This is a genomic window from Ruegeria sp. AM2 (assembly GCF_056540685.1).
Genome location: NZ_JBQFXE010000001.1, coordinates 399420 through 417757 on the forward strand (window position 1 = coordinate 399420; position 18338 = coordinate 417757).

18 protein-coding genes are annotated in these 18338 nt (G+C 57.6%); 7 read left to right on the top strand and 11 right to left on the bottom strand.

Translation table 11 applies throughout. The features are described from left to right. Positions 1-6: 6 nt before the first annotated feature. The 4 genes from preA to ACR0CR_RS02010 all read right to left on the bottom strand — a co-directional run bounded on the left by preA (position 7) and on the right by ACR0CR_RS02010 (position 4342). A complete protein-coding gene (gene preA / locus ACR0CR_RS01995; protein ID WP_480596258.1) occupies positions 7-1311 on the bottom strand; it encodes an NAD-dependent dihydropyrimidine dehydrogenase subunit PreA in 1305 nt (434 codons plus the stop codon). 20 nt (positions 1312-1331) lie between these two features. Next, complete coding sequence (locus tag ACR0CR_RS02000) at positions 1332-2168, bottom strand: methyltransferase domain-containing protein (protein WP_480596260.1); 837 nt, start codon at positions 2166-2168, stop codon at positions 1332-1334. 46 nt (positions 2169-2214) lie between these two features. After that, a complete protein-coding gene (locus ACR0CR_RS02005) occupies positions 2215-3549 on the bottom strand; it encodes an NAD(P)-dependent oxidoreductase (RefSeq protein ID WP_480596261.1) in 1335 nt (444 codons plus the stop codon). 160 nt (positions 3550-3709) lie between these two features. Further along, positions 3710-4342: a cupin domain-containing protein gene (locus ACR0CR_RS02010; protein ID WP_480596263.1), complete on the bottom strand. Its 633-nt coding sequence runs from the start codon at positions 4340-4342 to the stop codon at positions 3710-3712. 152 nt (positions 4343-4494) lie between these two features. Between ACR0CR_RS02010 and ACR0CR_RS02015 the strand changes: the two genes are divergently transcribed. The 3 genes from ACR0CR_RS02015 (at position 4495) to ACR0CR_RS02025 (ending at position 7569) form a co-directional block, all read left to right on the top strand. Further along, positions 4495-5490, top strand: coding sequence for a hypothetical protein (locus tag ACR0CR_RS02015; RefSeq protein ID WP_480596265.1), 996 nt, complete (start codon positions 4495-4497; stop codon positions 5488-5490). A 71-nt stretch (positions 5491-5561) separates the two neighbouring features. Then, complete coding sequence (locus ACR0CR_RS02020; RefSeq protein WP_480596267.1) at positions 5562-6854, top strand: O-acetylhomoserine aminocarboxypropyltransferase/cysteine synthase family protein; 1293 nt, start codon at positions 5562-5564, stop codon at positions 6852-6854. Between the two features lie 4 nt (positions 6855-6858). Then, positions 6859-7569 carry a GNAT family N-acetyltransferase gene (locus ACR0CR_RS02025; RefSeq protein ID WP_480596269.1) on the top strand — a complete coding sequence of 237 codons (711 nt, stop codon included), beginning with the start codon at positions 6859-6861 and terminating at the stop codon, positions 7567-7569. Between the two features lies 1 nt (position 7570). On the opposite strand, the gene ACR0CR_RS02030 is transcribed toward ACR0CR_RS02025, so the two are convergent. Beyond that, on the bottom strand, positions 7571-8266 hold the full coding sequence (locus ACR0CR_RS02030) for an SIMPL domain-containing protein (protein ID WP_480596272.1): 696 nt from the start codon (positions 8264-8266) through the stop codon (positions 7571-7573). 163 nt (positions 8267-8429) lie between these two features. Between ACR0CR_RS02030 and ACR0CR_RS02035 the strand changes: the two genes are divergently transcribed. After that, positions 8430-10376 carry a hypothetical protein gene (locus ACR0CR_RS02035; protein WP_480596274.1) on the top strand — a complete coding sequence of 649 codons (1947 nt, stop codon included), beginning with the start codon at positions 8430-8432 and terminating at the stop codon, positions 10374-10376. 42 nt (positions 10377-10418) lie between these two features. Here the strand turns inward: ACR0CR_RS02035 and hppD are convergent, their stop codons facing one another. Further along, positions 10419-11516 carry a 4-hydroxyphenylpyruvate dioxygenase gene (gene hppD, locus ACR0CR_RS02040; RefSeq protein ID WP_480596276.1) on the bottom strand — a complete coding sequence of 366 codons (1098 nt, stop codon included), beginning with the start codon at positions 11514-11516 and terminating at the stop codon, positions 10419-10421. Between the two features lie 147 nt (positions 11517-11663). Here hppD and ACR0CR_RS02045 point away from each other — a divergent pair, with 147 nt between their 5' ends. After that, positions 11664-12119 (top strand): Lrp/AsnC family transcriptional regulator, encoded by a 456-nt coding sequence (locus ACR0CR_RS02045; RefSeq protein WP_170652773.1) that lies wholly within the window; start codon positions 11664-11666, stop codon positions 12117-12119. Positions 12120-12137: 18 nt separating this feature from the next. Then, on the top strand, positions 12138-14021 hold the full coding sequence (locus tag ACR0CR_RS02050) for a cation:proton antiporter domain-containing protein (RefSeq protein WP_480596278.1): 1884 nt from the start codon (positions 12138-12140) through the stop codon (positions 14019-14021). A 16-nt stretch (positions 14022-14037) separates the two neighbouring features. Here ACR0CR_RS02050 and cobT read toward each other — a convergent pair whose 3' ends face one another. Beyond that, the gene (gene cobT / locus ACR0CR_RS02055) at positions 14038-15051 is read right to left on the bottom strand and encodes a nicotinate-nucleotide--dimethylbenzimidazole phosphoribosyltransferase (protein WP_480596281.1); all 1014 of its coding nucleotides are present in this window, start codon (positions 15049-15051) and stop codon (positions 14038-14040) included. A 79-nt stretch (positions 15052-15130) separates the two neighbouring features. Here cobT and cobS point away from each other — a divergent pair, with 79 nt between their 5' ends. After that, the gene (gene cobS / locus ACR0CR_RS02060) at positions 15131-15895 is read left to right on the top strand and encodes an adenosylcobinamide-GDP ribazoletransferase (RefSeq protein WP_480596284.1); all 765 of its coding nucleotides are present in this window, start codon (positions 15131-15133) and stop codon (positions 15893-15895) included. On the opposite strand, the gene ACR0CR_RS02065 is transcribed toward cobS, so the two are convergent. The 4 genes from ACR0CR_RS02065 to ACR0CR_RS02080 form a co-directional block, all read right to left on the bottom strand. After that, positions 15892-16653 carry an ion channel gene (locus ACR0CR_RS02065; protein ID WP_480596286.1) on the bottom strand — a complete coding sequence of 254 codons (762 nt, stop codon included), beginning with the start codon at positions 16651-16653 and terminating at the stop codon, positions 15892-15894. The genes cobS and ACR0CR_RS02065 overlap by 4 nt on opposite strands. A gap of 116 nt (positions 16654-16769) precedes the next feature. Next, positions 16770-17279 carry a CarD family transcriptional regulator gene (locus ACR0CR_RS02070; protein WP_480596289.1) on the bottom strand — a complete coding sequence of 170 codons (510 nt, stop codon included), beginning with the start codon at positions 17277-17279 and terminating at the stop codon, positions 16770-16772. 283 nt (positions 17280-17562) lie between these two features. Continuing rightward, complete coding sequence (gene fdxA, locus ACR0CR_RS02075) at positions 17563-17901, bottom strand: ferredoxin FdxA (RefSeq protein ID WP_170352843.1); 339 nt, start codon at positions 17899-17901, stop codon at positions 17563-17565. Positions 17902-17966: 65 nt separating this feature from the next. After that, positions 17967-18332, bottom strand: coding sequence for an RNA-binding S4 domain-containing protein (locus ACR0CR_RS02080; protein WP_480596292.1), 366 nt, complete (start codon positions 18330-18332; stop codon positions 17967-17969). Between the last annotated feature and the right edge of the window lie 6 nt (positions 18333-18338).

The following is an 18338-nucleotide window of genomic DNA, read 5'->3' on the forward strand; positions in this document are numbered from 1 at the left end:
AATCTCTTATTCCGCGGCCTTCGCCATCGGGTTGTTTGGGTGTGAGGTCCAGTTGGCATAGTCCGGCTGCACAACATTCCCGGTACGCGGGTCAACCTCTCCTGCCGCCATTGGCTCCATCGAAATACAGCCTTCAACGGGGCAAACGTCCACGCACAGATTACACGCAACGCATTCCTCGTCTATGACTTCAAACACCCGGTCGGCAGACATCGAAATAGCCTGATGGCTGGTGTCCTCGCAGGCAGCGTAGCAACGACCACATTTGATGCACTGGTCCTGATCAATCTTGGCCTTGGCGACATAGTTTAGGTTCAGATACTGCCAGTCCGTCACGTTTGGCACAGCGCGACCGACAACCTCGGACACGTTAGAGTATCCTTTTTCGTCCATCCATTCCGAAAGGCCAGCGGTCAATTCATCAATGATCTTAAACCCATAGGTCATCGCGGCCGTGCAAACCTGAACGTTGCCGCACCCAAGCGACATAAACTCGGCCGCATCGCGCCACGTGGTCACTCCGCCGATGCCCGAAATCGGCATTCCATGCGTCGCCTCGGCGCGGGCGATTTCGGACACCATCGACAAAGCGATCGGTTTCACAGCTGGACCACAATACCCGCCATGGCTACCCTTGCCATCAATAGAAGGCTCGGGGCTGAACGTGTCGAGGTTCACGCTGGTGATCGAGTTGATCGTGTTAATCAGCGAAACCGCATCTGCGCCGCCGTTCCTTGCCGCTTCCGCCGGCTTTCGGATATCGGTGATGTTCGGCGTTAGCTTAACGATTACCGGGCGATCGTAGTACATCTTACACCACCGGGTGACCATCTCGATGTATTCCGGCACTTGCCCGACGGCCGAGCCCATACCCCGTTCGCTCATGCCGTGTGGACAGCCGAAGTTCAGTTCAATCCCGTCTGCTCCAGTTTCTTCAACGCGCGGTAGGATCGCTTTCCAGGCCTCCTCCTCGCACGGCACCATGATCGATGCGATGAGCGCGCGGTCCGGGTAATCCGCCTTGACCCGCGCCATTTCCTCGAGGTTCACCTCCAGGGGTCGGTCGGTGATCAGTTCGATGTTGTTCAACCCCAGCAACCGACGGTCCGCACCGTAGATAGCGCCATATCGCGGTCCGTTTACGTTTACGACCGGAGGGCCCTCGGATCCTAGTGTCTTCCAAACAACACCGCCCCAACCGGCCTCGAACGCGCGGCGCACATTGTATTCCTTGTCCGTCGGCGGCGCAGAGGCCAGCCAGAATGGGTTGGGGCTGGAAATTCCCAGAAAATCGGTTGTCAGATTGGCCATGGGTACTCCTTTCCGGCTCCTCAGCCGGTTTTCTTGAATATCATTTCCGTCGGGCGGATGCGCCCAGCGTGAAGGTTTTTGACGTAGTTCTGGAACTTCTCAGGGGCCGTCTCGCCCATCATCAGATGAATGCCCAAGGGCGCAGGTCCGGTCTCGGCGACCTTAGCGAAGACCTCTTCGAAAAAGGCCACGGCAAAGTCGGTCCGATCCGTCTCGGCCACCAATTCCAAACCAACCGCCTGGGCTGCGTCCTTGTAGACATCCGGAACGTGGACAAAAGACGTCTCGGGCTGCGAAGACCACGGCAGTGGAAAAGCCAGAGGTTCGTCCGTTTCGCCGCCCATGACATCGAACAGGGCAAAGGTGCCGCCTGTTGCCAGGGCGCGAGACACTTCCGCGAACAGACCAGCTTTATCCTCGATGTTCATGCCGACATGTAGCATTACGGCGAGGTCAAAACCCGCATCCGCAACCGGCATGTCCAGAGCGCTTCCAACATGGAAGGTCAGCTTTTCGGAAAGACCGACAAGATCACTAAGTGCTTCTGCCGTTTCAATAAATTCTGGCGTCAGATCGACACCCGTTACTGTCGAGTCATAGCGATCCGCGATGTACCGTGAAGTTCCCCCGATACCGCAGCCGACATCCAGCACGCGCGTGGCGTGGGTCGGAGACAACTGCCCAAACAGGTGGTCGGTTGCGGCAACGCCACCCGTGTGGAACTCATCACCGGCCTTCAAGTCCGCCGTCGTCGCGTTGTCAGGATCGATACCGCTGGCGTGCAAAGCAGCGCGGACACGCTCGGTCAACGCTCCTGTTGTGTAGTGCTCGGCAACTGCTTCTTCGATCCGGGACATGATGCGACCTCAGCTGTGATATGTGGGGATATGAGCCCTCAGCATATCACGAAACCAGCGCGGCGTGGATGTCCATCGCGGCATCCCGGCCCTCGGCTACCGCCGTAACCGTCAGATCGTCCCCACCAGACGCGCAGTCGCCCCCAGCCCAAACGCCCTGCATCGAGGTACGGCCCGCGCCACTGACGGCGATCTTGTAACCGTCCAAAGAAAGGCCTTCGGGCGCACCTTCCAGCGTCTGACCGATGGCTTTGAGTATCTGATCAGCAGGAATGCGGATGGTTTCTCCTGTGCCGGTCAGTTGGCCATTCTGGCTTGCGGTGTATTCCAACTCAATCTCAACCGCCGCGCCGTTTCCATGAACGGCCACCGGCTGAACGTTGCATAAGATCCGTACGCCATGGGACGCCGCCAGATCCTGTTCATACCGACTGGCCCCCATCGCGTCACGACCACGACGATAAGCAATAGTGACGTGCTCCGCCCCAAGCAGCTTGGACTTCACTGCAGCATCCACAGCAGTCATCCCGCCGCCAATGACCACGACATTGCGTCCGACCGGCAGGTGCGCCAGATCGCTCGCCTGCCGCACATCCGAGATGAAGTCAACCGCGTGGCGCACACCGTCCTTGTCGGCCCCTTGCGCCCGCAGAGCATTTACACCGGCTAAGCCGATGGACAGGAAAACAGCGTCGTAGTTGTCCAGCAACCCATCCAGCGAGATCGTTTCGCCCAGAACAGAACCTGTTTCGATGGCAATACCGCCGATCTTCAGCAGCCAATCGACCTCGGCCTGAGCGAAGTCATTCGTCGATTTGTAAGCCGCGATCCCGTATTCGTTGAGGCCGCCCGCCTTGGGCTTAGTCTCATGGATCACAACCTCATGGCCCAGCATCGCCAGTCGGTGCGCGCAGGCCAAGCCTGCAGGCCCTGCCCCGACCACGGCAACGGTTTTGCCCGTCAGCGGTGCGCGCGCAAAAGGATGCGCACCCGAAGACATCACATCGTCGGTCGCAAAGCGCTGAAGCCGTCCGATCTCAACCGGCTTGCCTTCTGCAGCCTCACGCACGCAAGCCTCTTCGCACAGAGTCTCAGTCGGGCAAACGCGGGCGCACATGCCGCCCAGAATGTTCTGTTCCAGAATGGTCTGCCCTGCGGCCTTGGGCTGCCCCGCCTGTATCTGCCGGATGAACAACGGAATGTCGATATCCGTCGGACAGGCCGTCACACATGGCGCGTCATAGCAGAAATAGCAGCGATCAGCGGCCACGGCGGCCTCATGCGGGGCCAAAGGCGGATGCAGATCGGTGAAATTCGAGGTCAGCTCATCGCTGGAAAGCCGCCCAGAGACGATCCCGGGTGCCATCTGGCCCTGTGCCATCACTCTACTCCCTGTAGATATGTTCGTTATGCGACTCAGCTTGCCACATTCTGATTTTTTATCAATTGGTAAAATTTGCCAAATGGTCAAAAAATGAAAAACCCGGGCGCGACGGCCCGGATTTCTGTGATTTTTGCCTAAAATTGGCGCAACTTTGGGATCAGATCATCCCGCTCAGGTGCCCAGACTTGATCCAGACACGCGCGCCGCCCTCTCCGGCAGTACCAGAAGACGAGGTACCCGGCGGCAGCCTCAGCCAATCCCACTGGCCAAAACTCTCCTGCCCTTCCGTGAACGACCCGCTGATTACAAAGACCTCCATCCCCTTTGAGGCATCAAGTGCTACGGTCTCGCCCGCGGCCCATTCCTGAACCAATACGTCCTCATGCGAGTCGCGAAATAGTTGGGTATTGCCGGACCCGTTAATTGATCGACGCACTTCGGTACGGTCGTCGGGATCGAACTGATGCAGCTTCACCAGAATCGTCGCGCCCTCTTTGGCCGACGGCGTATGTGAAGAAGTGGGTGGGTTGCGCACATAACTTCCAACCGGGAAATCACCAGTTTCGTCCTGAAACACACCGTCGAGCACAAGGTATTCCTCACCACCGTCATGGGTGTGCGCCGCAAATGCGCTGCCCGGGGCAAAGCGGACAATGGTCGTGGCACGTGCGACTTCGGCCCCAATCCGGTCCAGCATTTTGCGTTCAACGCCCGCCGAGGGGGATGCTACCCAATCGGTGTCGTTGAAATGAACCGCCACGCGCTGGCTGAAATCTGCATTGACCCGCATCTGAGTTCTCCTGACCGTTAGCTGCGATATTAAATGGGATGGCTTCCCGCATTTTCAAACCGCAGGTTGCATCGGGTTTTGACGCCTACCGCCGGTTCCTGTAGGTCGAATGGAACAAGGCCGAAAACCGGCCTCGATCAGAGAGCATCCAAATGCAGGCGCGCCCGACCAAATTCAACATCCTTATCATCGGGCAAAACAACCGGCTGCAATACGAGGCATTGCTGTTCGCGGCGTCTCTGCGCCATTCATCGCCAGGGTTTGACGGTCGGCTGTTTGTCGGCGTTCCGCAGGCCGGTCCCTTATGGTCGCAAAACCCCAGCATCCAGAACCCCGAAGTGTTGAACGCGCTTCAGCAACTGAACGCTGAAATCCTGCCCTTCGAGTCTAAGGTGTTCGGAGAAAGCTATCCGTTCGGCAACAAGATCGAAGCCCTTTTGGCAATGCCCGAGAATGAACCCTTCGTGTTCTTCGACACGGACACGTTGATCACCGGGGAACTGGCGGACGTGCCGTTCGATTTCGACCGCCCCGGAGCGTCGCTCAAGGTCGAGGGAACATGGCCCAGACCTACGCTTTACGGTCCGGGCTATGATGGCATCTGGCGCGCGCTGTATGATCGGTTCGGATTGGAATTCGAAAGCTCGCTGGACCTGGCACAACCAGCGGACTATTGGCGGCGATACCTGTATTTCAACGCAGGCTATTTCTTCTACAAATGCCCCCACAAATTTGGCGAGCGTTTTCTGGACTATGCCAAAACCATCCGAGATGAGGGCATTCCGGAACTCACCGGACAGGTCCTGGACCCGTGGCTGGACCAGATCGCCCTGCCTCTTGTGGTCCACTCGTTCGGCGGAGGGCGAGACGTTCTGCCCACCGGCCTGTTGGATGGTTCAGTTACCTGTCACTACCGCCTGTTCCCGCTGCTTTATGCACGCGAAAGCGACCGTGTGATCGAAGTGTTGGAAACCATCGCGGCACCCAACAAGGTCAAGAAGGTGCTCAAGGGTTATGACCCGGTCAAAAAGCTGGTCATTCAGGGCAAAGGTGCCAAAATTCGCGCCTTGTTCGATCAACAGAATCTGCCCTCACGCGAGCAGGTCATTCGGAAAGAGATCAAGGCAAAAGGCCTTTGGCTGCGGTAACACACCGTTGTGTGAAACCAATCAATGCCCTAGACATTCCGCAAAACCAATTCCAACAGGAGATTTCTTAGATGTCAGACGGTCCCACCTACGGCTTCGATACGCTGCAAATCCACGCCGGAGCGCGCCCCGACCCCGCTACAGGAGCCCGCCAGACACCCATTTATCAAACGACGGCCTACGTGTTTCGCGACGCCGATCACGCTGCGGCGCTATTCAACCTGCAAGAGGTCGGGTTCATCTATTCCCGCCTGACCAACCCCACGGTCGCCGTTTTGCAGGAACGTGTTGCGACTTTGGAAGGTGGCGTCGGTGCGGTGTGCTGTTCGTCCGGCCACGCGGCGCAGATCATGGCGCTGTTCCCGCTGATGGGACCGGGATGCAACGTGGTGGCCTCGACCCGTCTGTATGGCGGCACGGTCACGCAATTCAGCCAGACGATCAAACGCTTTGGCTGGTCGGCCACGTTTGTGGACACAGACGATCTGGACGCTGTGAAGGCCGCGATCGACGATAACACCCGTGCGGTGTTCTGCGAGTCCATCGCCAATCCCGGCGGTTATGTCACCGATATCCGTGCTCTGGCAGATGTGGCCGACGCGGCCGGTATTCCGCTGATCGTCGATAACACCTCGGCCACGCCCTACCTTTGCCGTCCCATCGAACAGGGCGCGACGCTGGTGGTCCATTCGACCACTAAATACCTGACCGGCAACGGCACTGTCACCGGCGGTTGCATTGTGGATTCGGGCAAGTTCGACTGGTCGGCGAATGACAAATTCCCCTCGCTCAGTGAACCGGAACCAGCCTATCACGGCTTGAAATTCCATGAGACCTTCGGCCCGCTGGCGTTCACCTTCCATGGCATCGCCATCGGTCTGCGCGACCTGGGCATGACCATGAACCCGCAGGCAGCGCACTACACGCTGATGGGAATCGAAACGCTTTCGCTGCGGATGGAACGTCACGTGGAGAACGCACAAAAGGTAGCGGCCTGGCTCGAGGCGGACGACCGGGTGGACTATGTGACCTATGCTGGCCTGCCCTCTTCACCCTATCACGACCGGGTCAAAAAGCAGTACAAGAAGGGCGCTGGCGCGTTGTTCACCTTTGCCGTCAAGGGTGGCTATGACGCCTGCATCAAGTTGGCGAACGCGCTTGAGATTTTCAGCCACGTTGCCAATCTTGGCGATGCGCGGTCGCTGATCATCCACTCGGCCTCGACCACGCACAGGCAACTTACGCCCGAACAGCAAGAAGCTGCCGGTGCAGGTCCAAGTGTCGTTCGTGTATCTATCGGGATCGAGGATGCAGACGATCTGATTGCCGATTTGGACCAGGCTTTGTCCAAGGCAAGCGCATAAGCCAATGCCCGGGCACGATAAGAACGAACTGGGCCAACGCATCGGTTTGCCGGTGTCGGGTGCGTTTCCGCGCCCCACGCCGCCTTACACGCCAATGCAAGGCCGGTTCTGTTCCGTCGTGCCGCTGGATGTAAACCGACATGCGCCCGGCCTGTTCCGGGCGTTTGCCAAGGACACAGATGGGCGCAATTGGACCTACCTGCCTTATGGGCCCTTTGAACGAGAGCAGGAATTCTTTGATTGGGCGCAATCCAGTTGCATGGACGCCGACCCGATGTTTCACACCGTTCTGGACGCTGATGATACGCCGATCGGCATGGCTTCGTATCTGCGCATTGATGCGGCTGCTGGGGCCATCGAGGTTGGACATATCCACTTTTCCCCGCTGCTACAGCGGACGCCGAAATCGACCGAAACAATGTTTCTGATGATGCGACGCGTATTCGATGAGTTGGGCTATCGCCGGTACGAATGGAAATGCGATGCTTTGAACGCGCCTTCGCGGCGCGCTGCAGAGCGGCTGGGCTTCACTTTTGAAGGCATCTTCCGACAAGCCACGCATTACAAAGGCCGCAACCGGGATACGGCCTGGTATTCGATCATCGACAGTGAGTGGCCCCGCATTCGAAACGCGTATGAGGCGTGGCTGTCGCCCGGCAACTTCGATGCGTCGGGCCAGCAACTTCAGCCGTTGATGGCCAGCGCAGAACGCTAGGCTATTCCGATATCTCGAACACCATCGAGACATTGACGGACACCGAGATTTCACCAGCCGCAACCGGCAGCCCGCCTGCATCGGCCATGCTCATCTCGCGCATCTTTGCCAAAGGCCGCACGCCACCGCCATGATCGCTGATCGAAATGATCTGACCGAGTGTTATTCCGGAAGCCTCAGCAAGTTGCTTCGCCTTTGCAGTTGCGTCTGCCACTGCTTTAGCGCGCGCATCGGCCTCCAGCGGTTTGGGGTCCTGCACCTCAAAGCTCAGTCCGCCAAAGTCATTTGCCCCGTCCTGAATGACGGCATCCATAATCTTGCCCAGCTGATCCAACTCACGAACCCGCACAAACACCCGGTTCGAGGCGGTAAAGCCGGCAATCTGCGGCGCTTCGCCGTTCTGGGCGTTTCGTCCGGTCCACACTGGGGTCAGCGTCAGGTCCCTTGTCTGAACATCGCGAGCCTCAAGCCCCATCTCGTCCAACCGCGCAAGAATCTGTGTCACTGCGTCCGTTGTGGCCTGCATTGCAACGGATGCTTGGGTGTCCTGGTTCGTCACGCCTAACGTGATGGTCGCCATATCCGGCACGGCCAGCGCAATTCCTGTTCCGCTGACAGAGATGCGACGATCCTCCGCATGGGCGGGCAAAGTGACAGCCGCCAGCGCCATGGCAGTTAGAAAAGCAAGTGTCTTCAAGGTGATCCCTCCTGTTGCCTTATCCCTTAGATGGGCGTTCACACGATATCGGGACAAGGGGGAACGTGCCTTTTTCTTTCCCTCGGCGACTTCCTGCTCTAATCTCTTCGGGCAGGCACAAGACCGTTTGCATTGACGCTGACAAATATGGTTCATCCGGATTATGAAACCCGCCTTTGCGCTGTCATTTTCTGAAAATGGAATATCCCTGCACCACTGGTCCGATGACGACTGGTATTGCATCGGGACAGTTCCGTTGGACGAGCCCGATTTTGCAGGCAAAATGCAGGCGTTGCGCGATCAGGGCTTCGCGCTTGAGCACGATCTGAGTTGCCGCCTGATAATCCCGGCGGACCAGGTGCGCCATTTGTCCATCGAAACCGAGGGTGCAGATCCCGAAGCGAGCGGACAGGCGATCCAGGGCGCATTGGCGAATGCCACACCCTACGCGCTTGAGGATTTGGCCTACACCACCATCACCGAGGATCAGGTCACACAGGTGGCTGCGGTCGCGACGTCAACGCTGTCCGAAGCGCAGGAGTTTGCGCGCAATCACGGGTTTATCCCAGAACGGTTCTGCTTGAGCACGTCCGAGATGGACGCGTTGCAAGACCCTAAGTTTGTGCTGCCTGCCGCGGTCGAACCAGACTCGGAATCGTCGAGGGTGCCGCAGACCACTCCGGACCCTCGTTTGGATGCGGAATCTGAGCGTGCGACGCATCTTCCAGCCAAAACGAAGCCGCTGCTGCAATTCGTTTTGCCGGATCAGAAATGGCTTGTTGCTGGCGGCGTCGTCGCATCCGTCCTGATTGGCGTGGCAGTTGGTGCTTTGTCCCTCAGAAAGCCCGAGCCAGAAGTTGTCGCAGAGCCACAAGAAATTACCGAACCTCGCAGCGTCGAATTGGACACTCGGCCTGGGGTTGCTGTGGCGTCTGCCCCTGAGCAACCCGAAACGCCCGCGCCAACGACAGCGGCCCCCACACCGACGTCAGAGGCCGATCTGGTCAACCAGCCAACCAAACCTGAAATGCCCCAGATCGAGGGTTCACCGCCTCTCTCGGCAACAGATGCAGCGATCCTCGAGGCTCTAACGGACGGCGCAATCCTTGAAGCCCTGAATGTTCCGCCCACGCCCGTCGAGGACATCACGCCCGATTCGGACACTCAGACCGCGTTCCACGAATTCAGCGGGTCGGCCCCAATCGAGCCGACAGGCATGATACAGCCAGAAGCACAATCGCTCGGGGACATCTACCTGAGTTCAATAGATCGCTCGGATCTATCGTTGGACGCAGTTGCACTGCCCTCAATCACCAACCTGAACACGGATGAACCTTTTGTTCATACCGCTTTGCCTTCCGAGAACGGTCAATCGTTCGAATTCGACGAGCGCGGATTGGTGACACCAAGCGTCGAAGGGACGCTCAACCTCGACGGGATACTTGTGTTTCTGGGCCGTCCGTCCTCGGTACCGCCCGAACCACCGGTTCGGTTTGAAGCAGATCCAACCGAGCCGGAAGCTGACAATGCTTTGGCGGGCTATCGTCCAAGACCGCGGCCAGACAACCTGGTGGAACAATTCGAACGTGGGCAGTTGGGTGGCCGCTCGCGCGAAGAATTGGCGGTTGTTCGTCCGAAGTCCCGACCGGATGACCTGAAAGTACCGCCCAAAGTTGACCACACGCCCACCGCGCTTGCGGTTGTGCGTGTCCCGCGCCCTAAGCCCCGCTCTCCAAATATCGCCGCTTTGGCGGCGCAAAAACCCAAGAACGCCAGCGCGCCGCTGGGGTCCACAGCCGATGTCGCTGCGAAAAGTGACGAGGCTGGCTCGGCCCCGCCACGAGCAGTAAAGCCGAAAATACCGACAACCGCGTCCGTTGCCAGACAGGCGACCATCGACAATGCCATCAACTTGCGAAAATTGAACCTGATTGGTGTTTATGGCACTCCGGCCAATCGCAGGGCTTTGGTGCGCCTTCCCAGCGGGCGGTACAAAAAGCTGAAAATCGGAGATCGGATTGACGGGGGCAACGTCATCGCCATCGGTGACAGCGAGCTGCGCTATCAAAAAGGCGGGCGTAACGTGACGCTGAAAATGCCCCGAGGCTGATGCCGGGTCCCGCAGAACCCGGCATTTGGTACAGCGGATTTCTTAGGCAGCGGAAATCTCGCCGGACTCGATCTGCTCGCGCTCGATGGATTCGAACAGCGCCTGGAAATTGCCCTCGCCAAACCCATCGTCGCCCTTGCGCTGAATGAATTCAAAAAAGATCGGCCCGATCACGGTTTTTGAGAAGATCTGCAGCAAGATCTTTGTCTCACCACCGTCCACGACACCTTCGCCGTCGATCAGGATGCCGTGTTTCATCATCTGGTGCTTTGGCTCGTCATGCCCCGAAACGCGATCATAGGACATGTCATAGTAGGTTTCGTTCGGACCGGGCATGAATTTCAGGCCTTTTTCGGCAATCGCATCGGTCGAGCTGTAGATGTCGTCGCTGCCCACAGCAATGTGCTGGATCCCCTCACCATTGTATTTCTTCAGGTAGGACACGATCTGACCGGTCTCACCCCGATCTTCGTTGATTGGAATACGAATGCGGCCACAAGGCGAGGTCAGAGCGCGGCTGAAAAGACCAGTAAACTTGCCCTGAATGTCGAAAAACCGGATTTCGCGAAAGTTGAAAAGATCGCCATAGAACCTGAACCACTTGTCCATGTTGCCCTTGAATACGTTGTGGGTCAGGTGATCGAGGTAGAAGAACCCATCGCCCCGGGGTTTGGATTGCTTGAACCATTCGAATTCTTCGTTGTAGGGCGAGGTATCGTAGTACTGGTCGATGAAATAGATCAGCGAACCGCCAATCCCCTTGATGGCGGGTACGTTCATCGTTTTGTCTGCGGCGTCATAGGGCTCTGCACCCTTGGCAATCGCGTGTTCGTAAGCTTTCTGCGCATCGACAACACGCCAGCCCATGGACGGGGCGCACGGCCCATGCTCGGCAACAAACTTGGCCGCAAAGCTGTCGGGATCAGCGTTGAGGATGTAAGTCACATCGCCCTGCTGCCAAAGCTCAACCGAAGGCGTATCGCGGTGATAGCCGACATATTCAAACCCCATCCGCGCGAACAAATCTCGCAGTTCCTGCGGTTCAGGATGGGCGAATTCCACGAACTCAAAACCGTCCGTACCGGCGGGGTTTTCGTCGCTGATGACTGATTTGGGGGCGTTATGCGGGAAAGGACCCATGGCGCGTCTCCGTGTTAAACAGGAAATTTTTTGCTGATTCAAAAATAGGCCTTTATCCGCGCTGTTTCTGCGCGTTGTTTTGCTGTAACCTGACCACACGCGCGTGATTTGCGTACTGTTTTGGGAAAAATTAACGAATCCCCGCATATGCTTGATACGACGGATACAAGACTCCTGTCTGCGCTCCAAAAGGACGCCCACCTGACCGCCCATCAGTTGGGCGAGATGTTGAACCTTTCGGCCAGCCAAGCCGGTCGAAGACGCCAGAGGTTGGAAGCCGAAGGCTATATCACTGGCTACACCGCGCGCCTGGACCCGTTAAAGCTGGGGTTACAGGTTCAGGGGTTCATTCAGGTGCATCTGGGCACCCACGGCCCCGAGCAATCCGCCAGTTTTGCGCGGATGGTCGACACTCGGCCCGAGATCAGCAGTGCGTGGACGATGACCGGTGAGGCAGATTACCTGCTCCATGTCTATTGCGACGACCTGCCCGCCCTCAACACCTTGCTTCACCAGGTGATCCTACCGCATCCTGCAGTTGCGCGAGTCCAAAGCCAGATCGTGATGGACCAATTGAAACGCGACGCCCCGCTGCCGACCTAGGCGCTTAGAAAGGACGTTATGAACGAATTCCTGTATCAGGCATCGATTTACCTGGCGGCCGCCGTGATCGCCGTTCCTTTGTCCGCGCGCCTCGGGCTGGGCTCGGTGCTGGGCTATCTGGCGGCGGGTCTTGTCATAGGCCCTTTGTTGGGGCTGGTCGGGGCTGAAACAGAAAGCCTGCAGCATGTGGCCGAGTTTGGCGTCGTCATGATGCTGTTTTTGATTGGGCTGGAGCTGGAACCCCGCGCCCTGTGGGACATGCGCGACAAGCTTTTGGGACTTGGTGGGTTGCAGGTCGGCGTGACGACCGCAGTGATCACTGCTGTTGCATTCTACACCGGGCAGCCCCTGTCGGTGGCGCTGGCAGTCGGGTTGACGCTGTCGCTGTCTTCTACTGCAATTGTTCTGCAGACCTTGTCTGAGAAAGGGCTGATGCAGACCAATGGAGGGCGCGCAACGTTCTCGGTTCTGCTGACACAAGATATCGCCGTCATCCCGATTCTCGCGTTTCTGCCACTGCTGGCTTTGCCGCCGATGGCACACATCCAAAATGATGGCTCAATCGACCGAGGCGCAGACGCCGCTCATGGCGCAGACGCGCACCATACGCTGTCTCTGGTCGAGGGGCTGCCGGGATGGGCCGTTACACTTGTCACGATCGCAGCCATCGCCTTTGTCATTCTTGCCGGGATATACCTGACCCGCCCGCTGTTCAGGTTCATCCACGCCACTCGCTTGCGCGAGATGTATACCGCGCTGGCGCTGATGATCGTCGTAGGCATTTCCTTCCTGATGACCCTTGTCGGGCTGTCCCCGGCTCTGGGCGCGTTTCTGGCCGGGGTTGTTCTGGCCAGTTCGGAATTCCGACACGAGATGGAAAGTGACCTTGAGCCCTTCAAAGGGCTGTTTCTGGGCCTGTTCTTCATCACCGTGGGCGCGGGTATAAACGTTGCATATTTCTTCAACGATCCGTTCGATCTGATCGGGTTGGCGTTGCTGGTGATCCTTGTCAAAGGCATCATCTTGTTTGTTGTCGGGCGGGCATTCAAACTGCAAAAACGGGATCACTGGCTGTTCACCCTTGGATTGGCGCAGGCCGGCGAGTTCGGCTTTGTCCTGCTGGCCTTTTCGACGCAGCAAAATGTCATCCCACCTGACCTGTCGCAAAAGCTGCTGATGATCATTGCATTGACCATGCTGATCACGCCGCTTCTGTTCATCATCTATGATCAACTCAATCGGTTCTTTGGCGAAAGCAGCCCACAGATTGAACCCGATGAGATCGACGAAAAGGGCCCAGTGATCATTGCCGGGATCGGGCGGTTCGGCCAGATCGTCAATCGTCTGGTACAGGCCAGTGGCTTCAAGACCGTGGTTCTGGACCACGACATCGAAACGATCCAGCTGATGCGTCGCTTTGGCGTCAAAGGCTTTTTGGGCGATCCGACAAGGCCCGAATTGCTGCGGGCCGCAGGGCTGGATAAAGCCACCGTCCTTGTGGCGGCGATGGATGATTACAAACAGGTGACACGGCTGGTCAGCTATGCCCGTCGACAACGGCCGGATTTGCATATCATTGCGCGGGCCAAAGACCGTAACCACGTCTATGAACTGTACCAGGCTGGCGCCAACGATATCGTTCGCGAGATGTTCGATGGCTCGCTTCGCGCCGGGCGGTATGTGCTAGAGAACATTGGACTCAGCGAATATGAGGCCGCGCAAGCGGAACAGACCTTCTATCACCACGACCGTATGTCGGTCCGAGAACTGGCCGAACTGTGGATACCCGGAATGCCGACAGCCGAGAACAAAAAATACATCGAACGGGCGCAACAGCTTGAAAAAGATCTGGAAACCGCGCTGTTGGAAATGGCGGAGGAAAACGACAAGAAATCCGCCTGATCCAGATCGCGCCCCTTTAACCGTCCGACACTCCGGCCTCGGCAAAGGTCGCCATACCGGAATGGCAGGCAACCGCGCTTTTGAGGATATTAATCGCCAGTGCCCCGCCCGAGCCTTCGCCTAGTCGCAGGCCAAGGCTAAGCAATGGCACCTTCCCGAGCCTGGACAGCATGGCACCATGAGCGCCCTCTGCGCTTTGATGACCGGCAACGGTGTGGTCCAGCGCCGTTTCAGAAACCTGCGCCAGACATGCAGCCGCCGAGGTGCAGATAAACCCATCCAGAATGACTGGAATACGCAAAACACGTGCAGCAGCAATGGCCCCTGCCATCGCCGCGATTTCCCGACCGCCCAGACAGCGCAGGATTTCCAAACCGTCATCAGTCTGACCGTGAAGGGCCACACCCTCGGCCACAACCCGCGTTTTGTTGGCAAGGCCGTCATCATCGACACCGGTACCCCGCCCGGTCCAATCCGCTGCGTCGCCGCCAAACAACGCGCAGGCCAGGGCTGCGGCAGGGGTCGTGTTCCCGATCCCCATCTCTCCGACAACCAAAAGGTCGGCCAAAGGATCAACAGCTTGCCAACCGGTCCGAAGGGCATCAAGCAATTCGGCCTCTGTCATCGCTGGTGTTTGGGTGAAGTCCGCCGTCGGCCGATCCAGGTCCAGCGCGTGAACGTCCATTTTAGCGCCCGCAGCCTTGGCGAGTTGGTTGATCGCCGCGCCACCATGTTCAAAGTTCATCACCATCTGAACGGTCACCTCCGGCGGAAAAGCCGACACACCTTGTGCCGTCACACCGTGGTTTCCCGCAAAGACGATGACCTGAGGGGCATTGATCCTTGGCCGTGCATCCCCGCGCCATCCTGCATACCAGATCGCCAGATCTTCGAGCCGCCCCAACGCTCCCGGAGGTTTGGTCAGCTGCCCGTTTCGCTCTTCCGCGCCTTGCAAGGCTGCTTGATCCGGGCCCGGCGCATGTGTCAAAGCCGTGCGAAAACTGTTCAGGTCGGTGAGTTCGGGCAGCATTCAAAGCCTCGTTGCATCTGAGTGGTCCTGCGTGTTTAACCAATGCTGGCAAAGCAACAAGACCCGGAAAGGCCTGGGAGTGCACAAAAACGACACAAGCCCGTTTTCCGTATGGGATATTCCGCTTGCACTGGTCTTGCTGACCCGCCTGCCCTTGCCGCACTTGCCCGAGCCGGTGTTCTCGCGTCAGGCACAATCGACTTGGGCCTTCCCGATCGTGGGACTTGTGGTTTCTGCTCTGGCTTGCGGCGTCGCCTGGATCGCTCTTTGGGCCAATATGCCGCCGCTGATTGTAGCTACCCTTTTGGTGGCAACGCTCATCGTGGCGACCGGCGCAATGCATGAGGACGGCTTGGCCGACACGTTTGACGGGCTTTGGGGCGGGCACACCACGGAACGCCGGTTGGAAATCATGAAGGACAGCCATATCGGCACCTACGGCGTGCTGGCCCTGATACTGTCCCAAGCCCTCAGGATGAGCGCGATTTTCACGCTGGTTGATGCGCGCCTGTTGACAGGGGTCATCGCCGCGTCACTGTTTTCTCGGGCATTGATGCCGATCCTTATGTTTGCCCTGCCCAACGCGCGAAAATCCGGGCTAAGCCAAAGCGTCGGCATCCCTCCGTTTTCGGCCGTTGCAACGGGCTTTGGTCTGGCGGTGATTCCGACGTTCGTTCTGCTGGGCGCGTCTGCGATCGGTCCTATGCTGTGCGCGTTACTGGCTTGCGGTTTTGTGGCCCGGATCGCAAAAGCAAAGATCAGCGGTCAGACCGGAGATATTCTAGGGGCAACCCAGCAGGTGGGCGAAATCGCCTTTCTGCTTGCTGTTGTAGCAAGCCTTTAGGACACCCCACCCGTTTCAATCCGCAGTGTCCCGCCGCAGTGTTTGCAATGCACAGCATCCGGATCGTGCCGGTACAAACCGCAACTCGGACATTTGTGGCGGACTTTCTGAGGCATGAAGATCGCCTGAGCCAACCGCACGAACAACGCGACACCGACCACCATGATGAAAACCGAGAACAGTTTGCCAGCGGGCGACTGAAGAGTGATATCACCGAACCCCGTTGTGGTCAGCGTTGCCATGGTGAAATAAAGCGCGTCAATGTAGGGCGTCTGGCTCGTATTCGGGATGAAGAACACCAAAACGGCTGTCGAAGTTGCGAAGACAAAAACCAACAGATTGATCGCAGCGATCACAGCGTCTTCGTGGGTTCGGAAAAACGGACTATCGCGGCGCAGATCCCTTAGCAACTGATAGGAATGGATCAGGCGCAAAGCTCGCAAAATCCTGAGAAACGCCAAATTGCCAGTCAGGAACGGATCGAGAAGGATTGAGACGATCACGACGATATCGGCGAGCGTATAGATCTTGTGCAGAAGCTTCCATCGGTCCTTCGCGATCCAAAGGCGCGCCAGAAAGTCTAGCAAGATAATGAAGCCGACACCGAAACTCGCTGCCGTCAGACCTGGACCATGTGGGATATCCGCGGTCGCAACAAAGAATACAATGGAAACGGCATCAAACAGGATCAGAAAATACCTGAACCAGACGGATATCGGCCCCCTGCCGATATATAGCGCTTTGACCGTCTTTTTCATTCGGAACCCGGTTGCAACGTACTTTAGATACGTTATCGGCAATTTGGCACCCGACCAAGCGCGTACAAAAAAGGCCGCCCCCAATCAGGGACGGCCAGAAAGTGTTCTACCTTGAATCAGGCTGCGCGCGAGGTCAGAACCTCATCCACCTGCTTGGCGGCAGCAATTTCGTCCGCGCCAGACACTGCAGCCACTTCGCGGGTCAAACGCTCCAGTGCGGCTTCATAAAGCTGACGTTCAGAATAGCTCTGCTCGCGCTGATCATCGGTGCGGTGCAGGTCTCGAACCACCTCGGCAATCGAAATCAGATCGCCCGAATTGATTTTCTGTTCATATTCCTGCGCACGGCGGGACCACATCGCGCGCTTGACCTTGGCTTTGCCCCTCAATGTCTTCATCGCCTGGCTGATCACGTCAGGCGAGCTGAGCGACCGCAACCCGGATTCGGTGACCTTGTTGGTCGGCACACGCAGGGTCATTTTGTCTTTCTCAAACGAGATCACGAACAGCTCGAGCGCGAAGCCCGCCACTTCCTGCTCCTCAATCGATATGATCTGGCCCACGCCATGGGCGGGGTAGACAACATAATCGTCGGGGCGGAACTCAAGCTTTTTCGACTTAGACATTCAGGTTCATCCTTGGTTATGGACCGGGAGAAAACGACAAAACACACCGACCGGAGAAATTTTTCGGCTCCGTCAGGTGAGGGTATTGTCAATAAATCAGAACTCCAAAGCGAGCATACTTACGGAGCGCATCCCAATCACAGTCATCATTCAGTCACAGAGTATATCACAAAAATGCGACACCCAAAAGTCCACCCCGCCCTTCAGACGCTAAACACTATATATTTCAGTGCGTTGCTGGGTGAAATCGGTGCTGGATATGCGTCCTGTCAGCGCGAATCGCTCAACCGCCTTCGCCAGGTGCCTCGGAGAAGTACTTCTCCATCTTCCCTTCTTCGCCATCACGTTCTTCGGCTTCGGGAAGAGGGTCTTTCTTGGTGATGATAACCGGCCACATTTCAGAGTACTTGCGGTTAAATTCGACCCACTGATCCATGCCCGGCTCGGTGTCGGGGCGAATGGCGTCGGCGGGGCATTCGGGTTCACACACACCGCAGTCAATGCATTCGTCAGGGTGAATGACCAGCGTGTTTTCGCCCTCATAGAAACAATCCACCGGACACACTTCGACACAATCTGTGTATTTGCAGCCAATACAGTTTTCGGTGACAACGTAGGTCATTGCGGATTCCTATCTGCGCTTTGGGCGACTAGCTAATTCAGTATCGCCGCTTCTTCAAGGGAAGATCAGCCGTCAGACCCGCGAGAAAGATCAAGCGCACGCCGATCTTTCTTAGTCGGACGACCTTTTCCCTCGAACGCCGGATTCTTCGTCGATTTGTCCTGTTTTTCGGTCATATCCGTGTACAGCGTTTGCGCCTCGGATGCGGGACCGCGCCGCTCGCCCAGCTTTTCGACCCTGACCACACGTACGATCCGACCTTGCGGGAATGTCAGAACGTCGCCGGGAATGACAACCTGCGCAGGTTTCAGCACCCGGTTCCCATTCACACGTACATGGCCGCCGCTGACCTGTTTGGCCGACAGGCTGCGGGTCTTGAAGAACCGCGCCTGCCACAACCATTTGTCGATCCGTAGCTTGGCCTCGGACATCGGCGC

Excerpts from the sequence above, each read along its gene's own strand:
- ACR0CR_RS02000 (WP_480596260.1), bottom strand. The coding sequence starts at position 2,168 with ATGTCCCGGATCGAAGAAGCAGTTGCCGAGCACTACACAACAGGAGCG.
- ACR0CR_RS02045 (WP_170652773.1), top strand. The coding sequence starts at position 11,664 with ATGCTTGATACGACGGATACAAGACTCCTGTCTGCGCTCCAAAAGGAC.
- cobT (WP_480596281.1), bottom strand. The coding sequence starts at position 15,051 with ATGCTGCCCGAACTCACCGACCTGAACAGTTTTCGCACGGCTTTGACA.
- preA (WP_480596258.1), bottom strand. The coding sequence starts at position 1,311 with ATGGCCAATCTGACAACCGATTTTCTGGGAATTTCCAGCCCCAACCCA.
- ACR0CR_RS02005 (WP_480596261.1), bottom strand. The coding sequence starts at position 3,549 with ATGGCACAGGGCCAGATGGCACCCGGGATCGTCTCTGGGCGGCTTTCC.
- ACR0CR_RS02070 (WP_480596289.1), bottom strand. The coding sequence starts at position 17,279 with ATGTCTAAGTCGAAAAAGCTTGAGTTCCGCCCCGACGATTATGTTGTC.
- hppD (WP_480596276.1), bottom strand. The coding sequence starts at position 11,516 with ATGGGTCCTTTCCCGCATAACGCCCCCAAATCAGTCATCAGCGACGAA.
- ACR0CR_RS02050 (WP_480596278.1), top strand. The coding sequence starts at position 12,138 with ATGAACGAATTCCTGTATCAGGCATCGATTTACCTGGCGGCCGCCGTG.
- ACR0CR_RS02035 (WP_480596274.1), top strand. The coding sequence starts at position 8,430 with ATGAAACCCGCCTTTGCGCTGTCATTTTCTGAAAATGGAATATCCCTG.
- ACR0CR_RS02020 (WP_480596267.1), top strand. The coding sequence starts at position 5,562 with ATGTCAGACGGTCCCACCTACGGCTTCGATACGCTGCAAATCCACGCC.
- ACR0CR_RS02065 (WP_480596286.1), bottom strand. The coding sequence starts at position 16,653 with ATGAAAAAGACGGTCAAAGCGCTATATATCGGCAGGGGGCCGATATCC.
- ACR0CR_RS02015 (WP_480596265.1), top strand. The coding sequence starts at position 4,495 with ATGCAGGCGCGCCCGACCAAATTCAACATCCTTATCATCGGGCAAAAC.
- ACR0CR_RS02010 (WP_480596263.1), bottom strand. The coding sequence starts at position 4,342 with ATGCGGGTCAATGCAGATTTCAGCCAGCGCGTGGCGGTTCATTTCAAC.
- ACR0CR_RS02025 (WP_480596269.1), top strand. The coding sequence starts at position 6,859 with ATGCCCGGGCACGATAAGAACGAACTGGGCCAACGCATCGGTTTGCCG.
- ACR0CR_RS02080 (WP_480596292.1), bottom strand. The coding sequence starts at position 18,332 with ATGTCCGAGGCCAAGCTACGGATCGACAAATGGTTGTGGCAGGCGCGG.
- fdxA (WP_170352843.1), bottom strand. The coding sequence starts at position 17,901 with ATGACCTACGTTGTCACCGAAAACTGTATTGGCTGCAAATACACAGAT.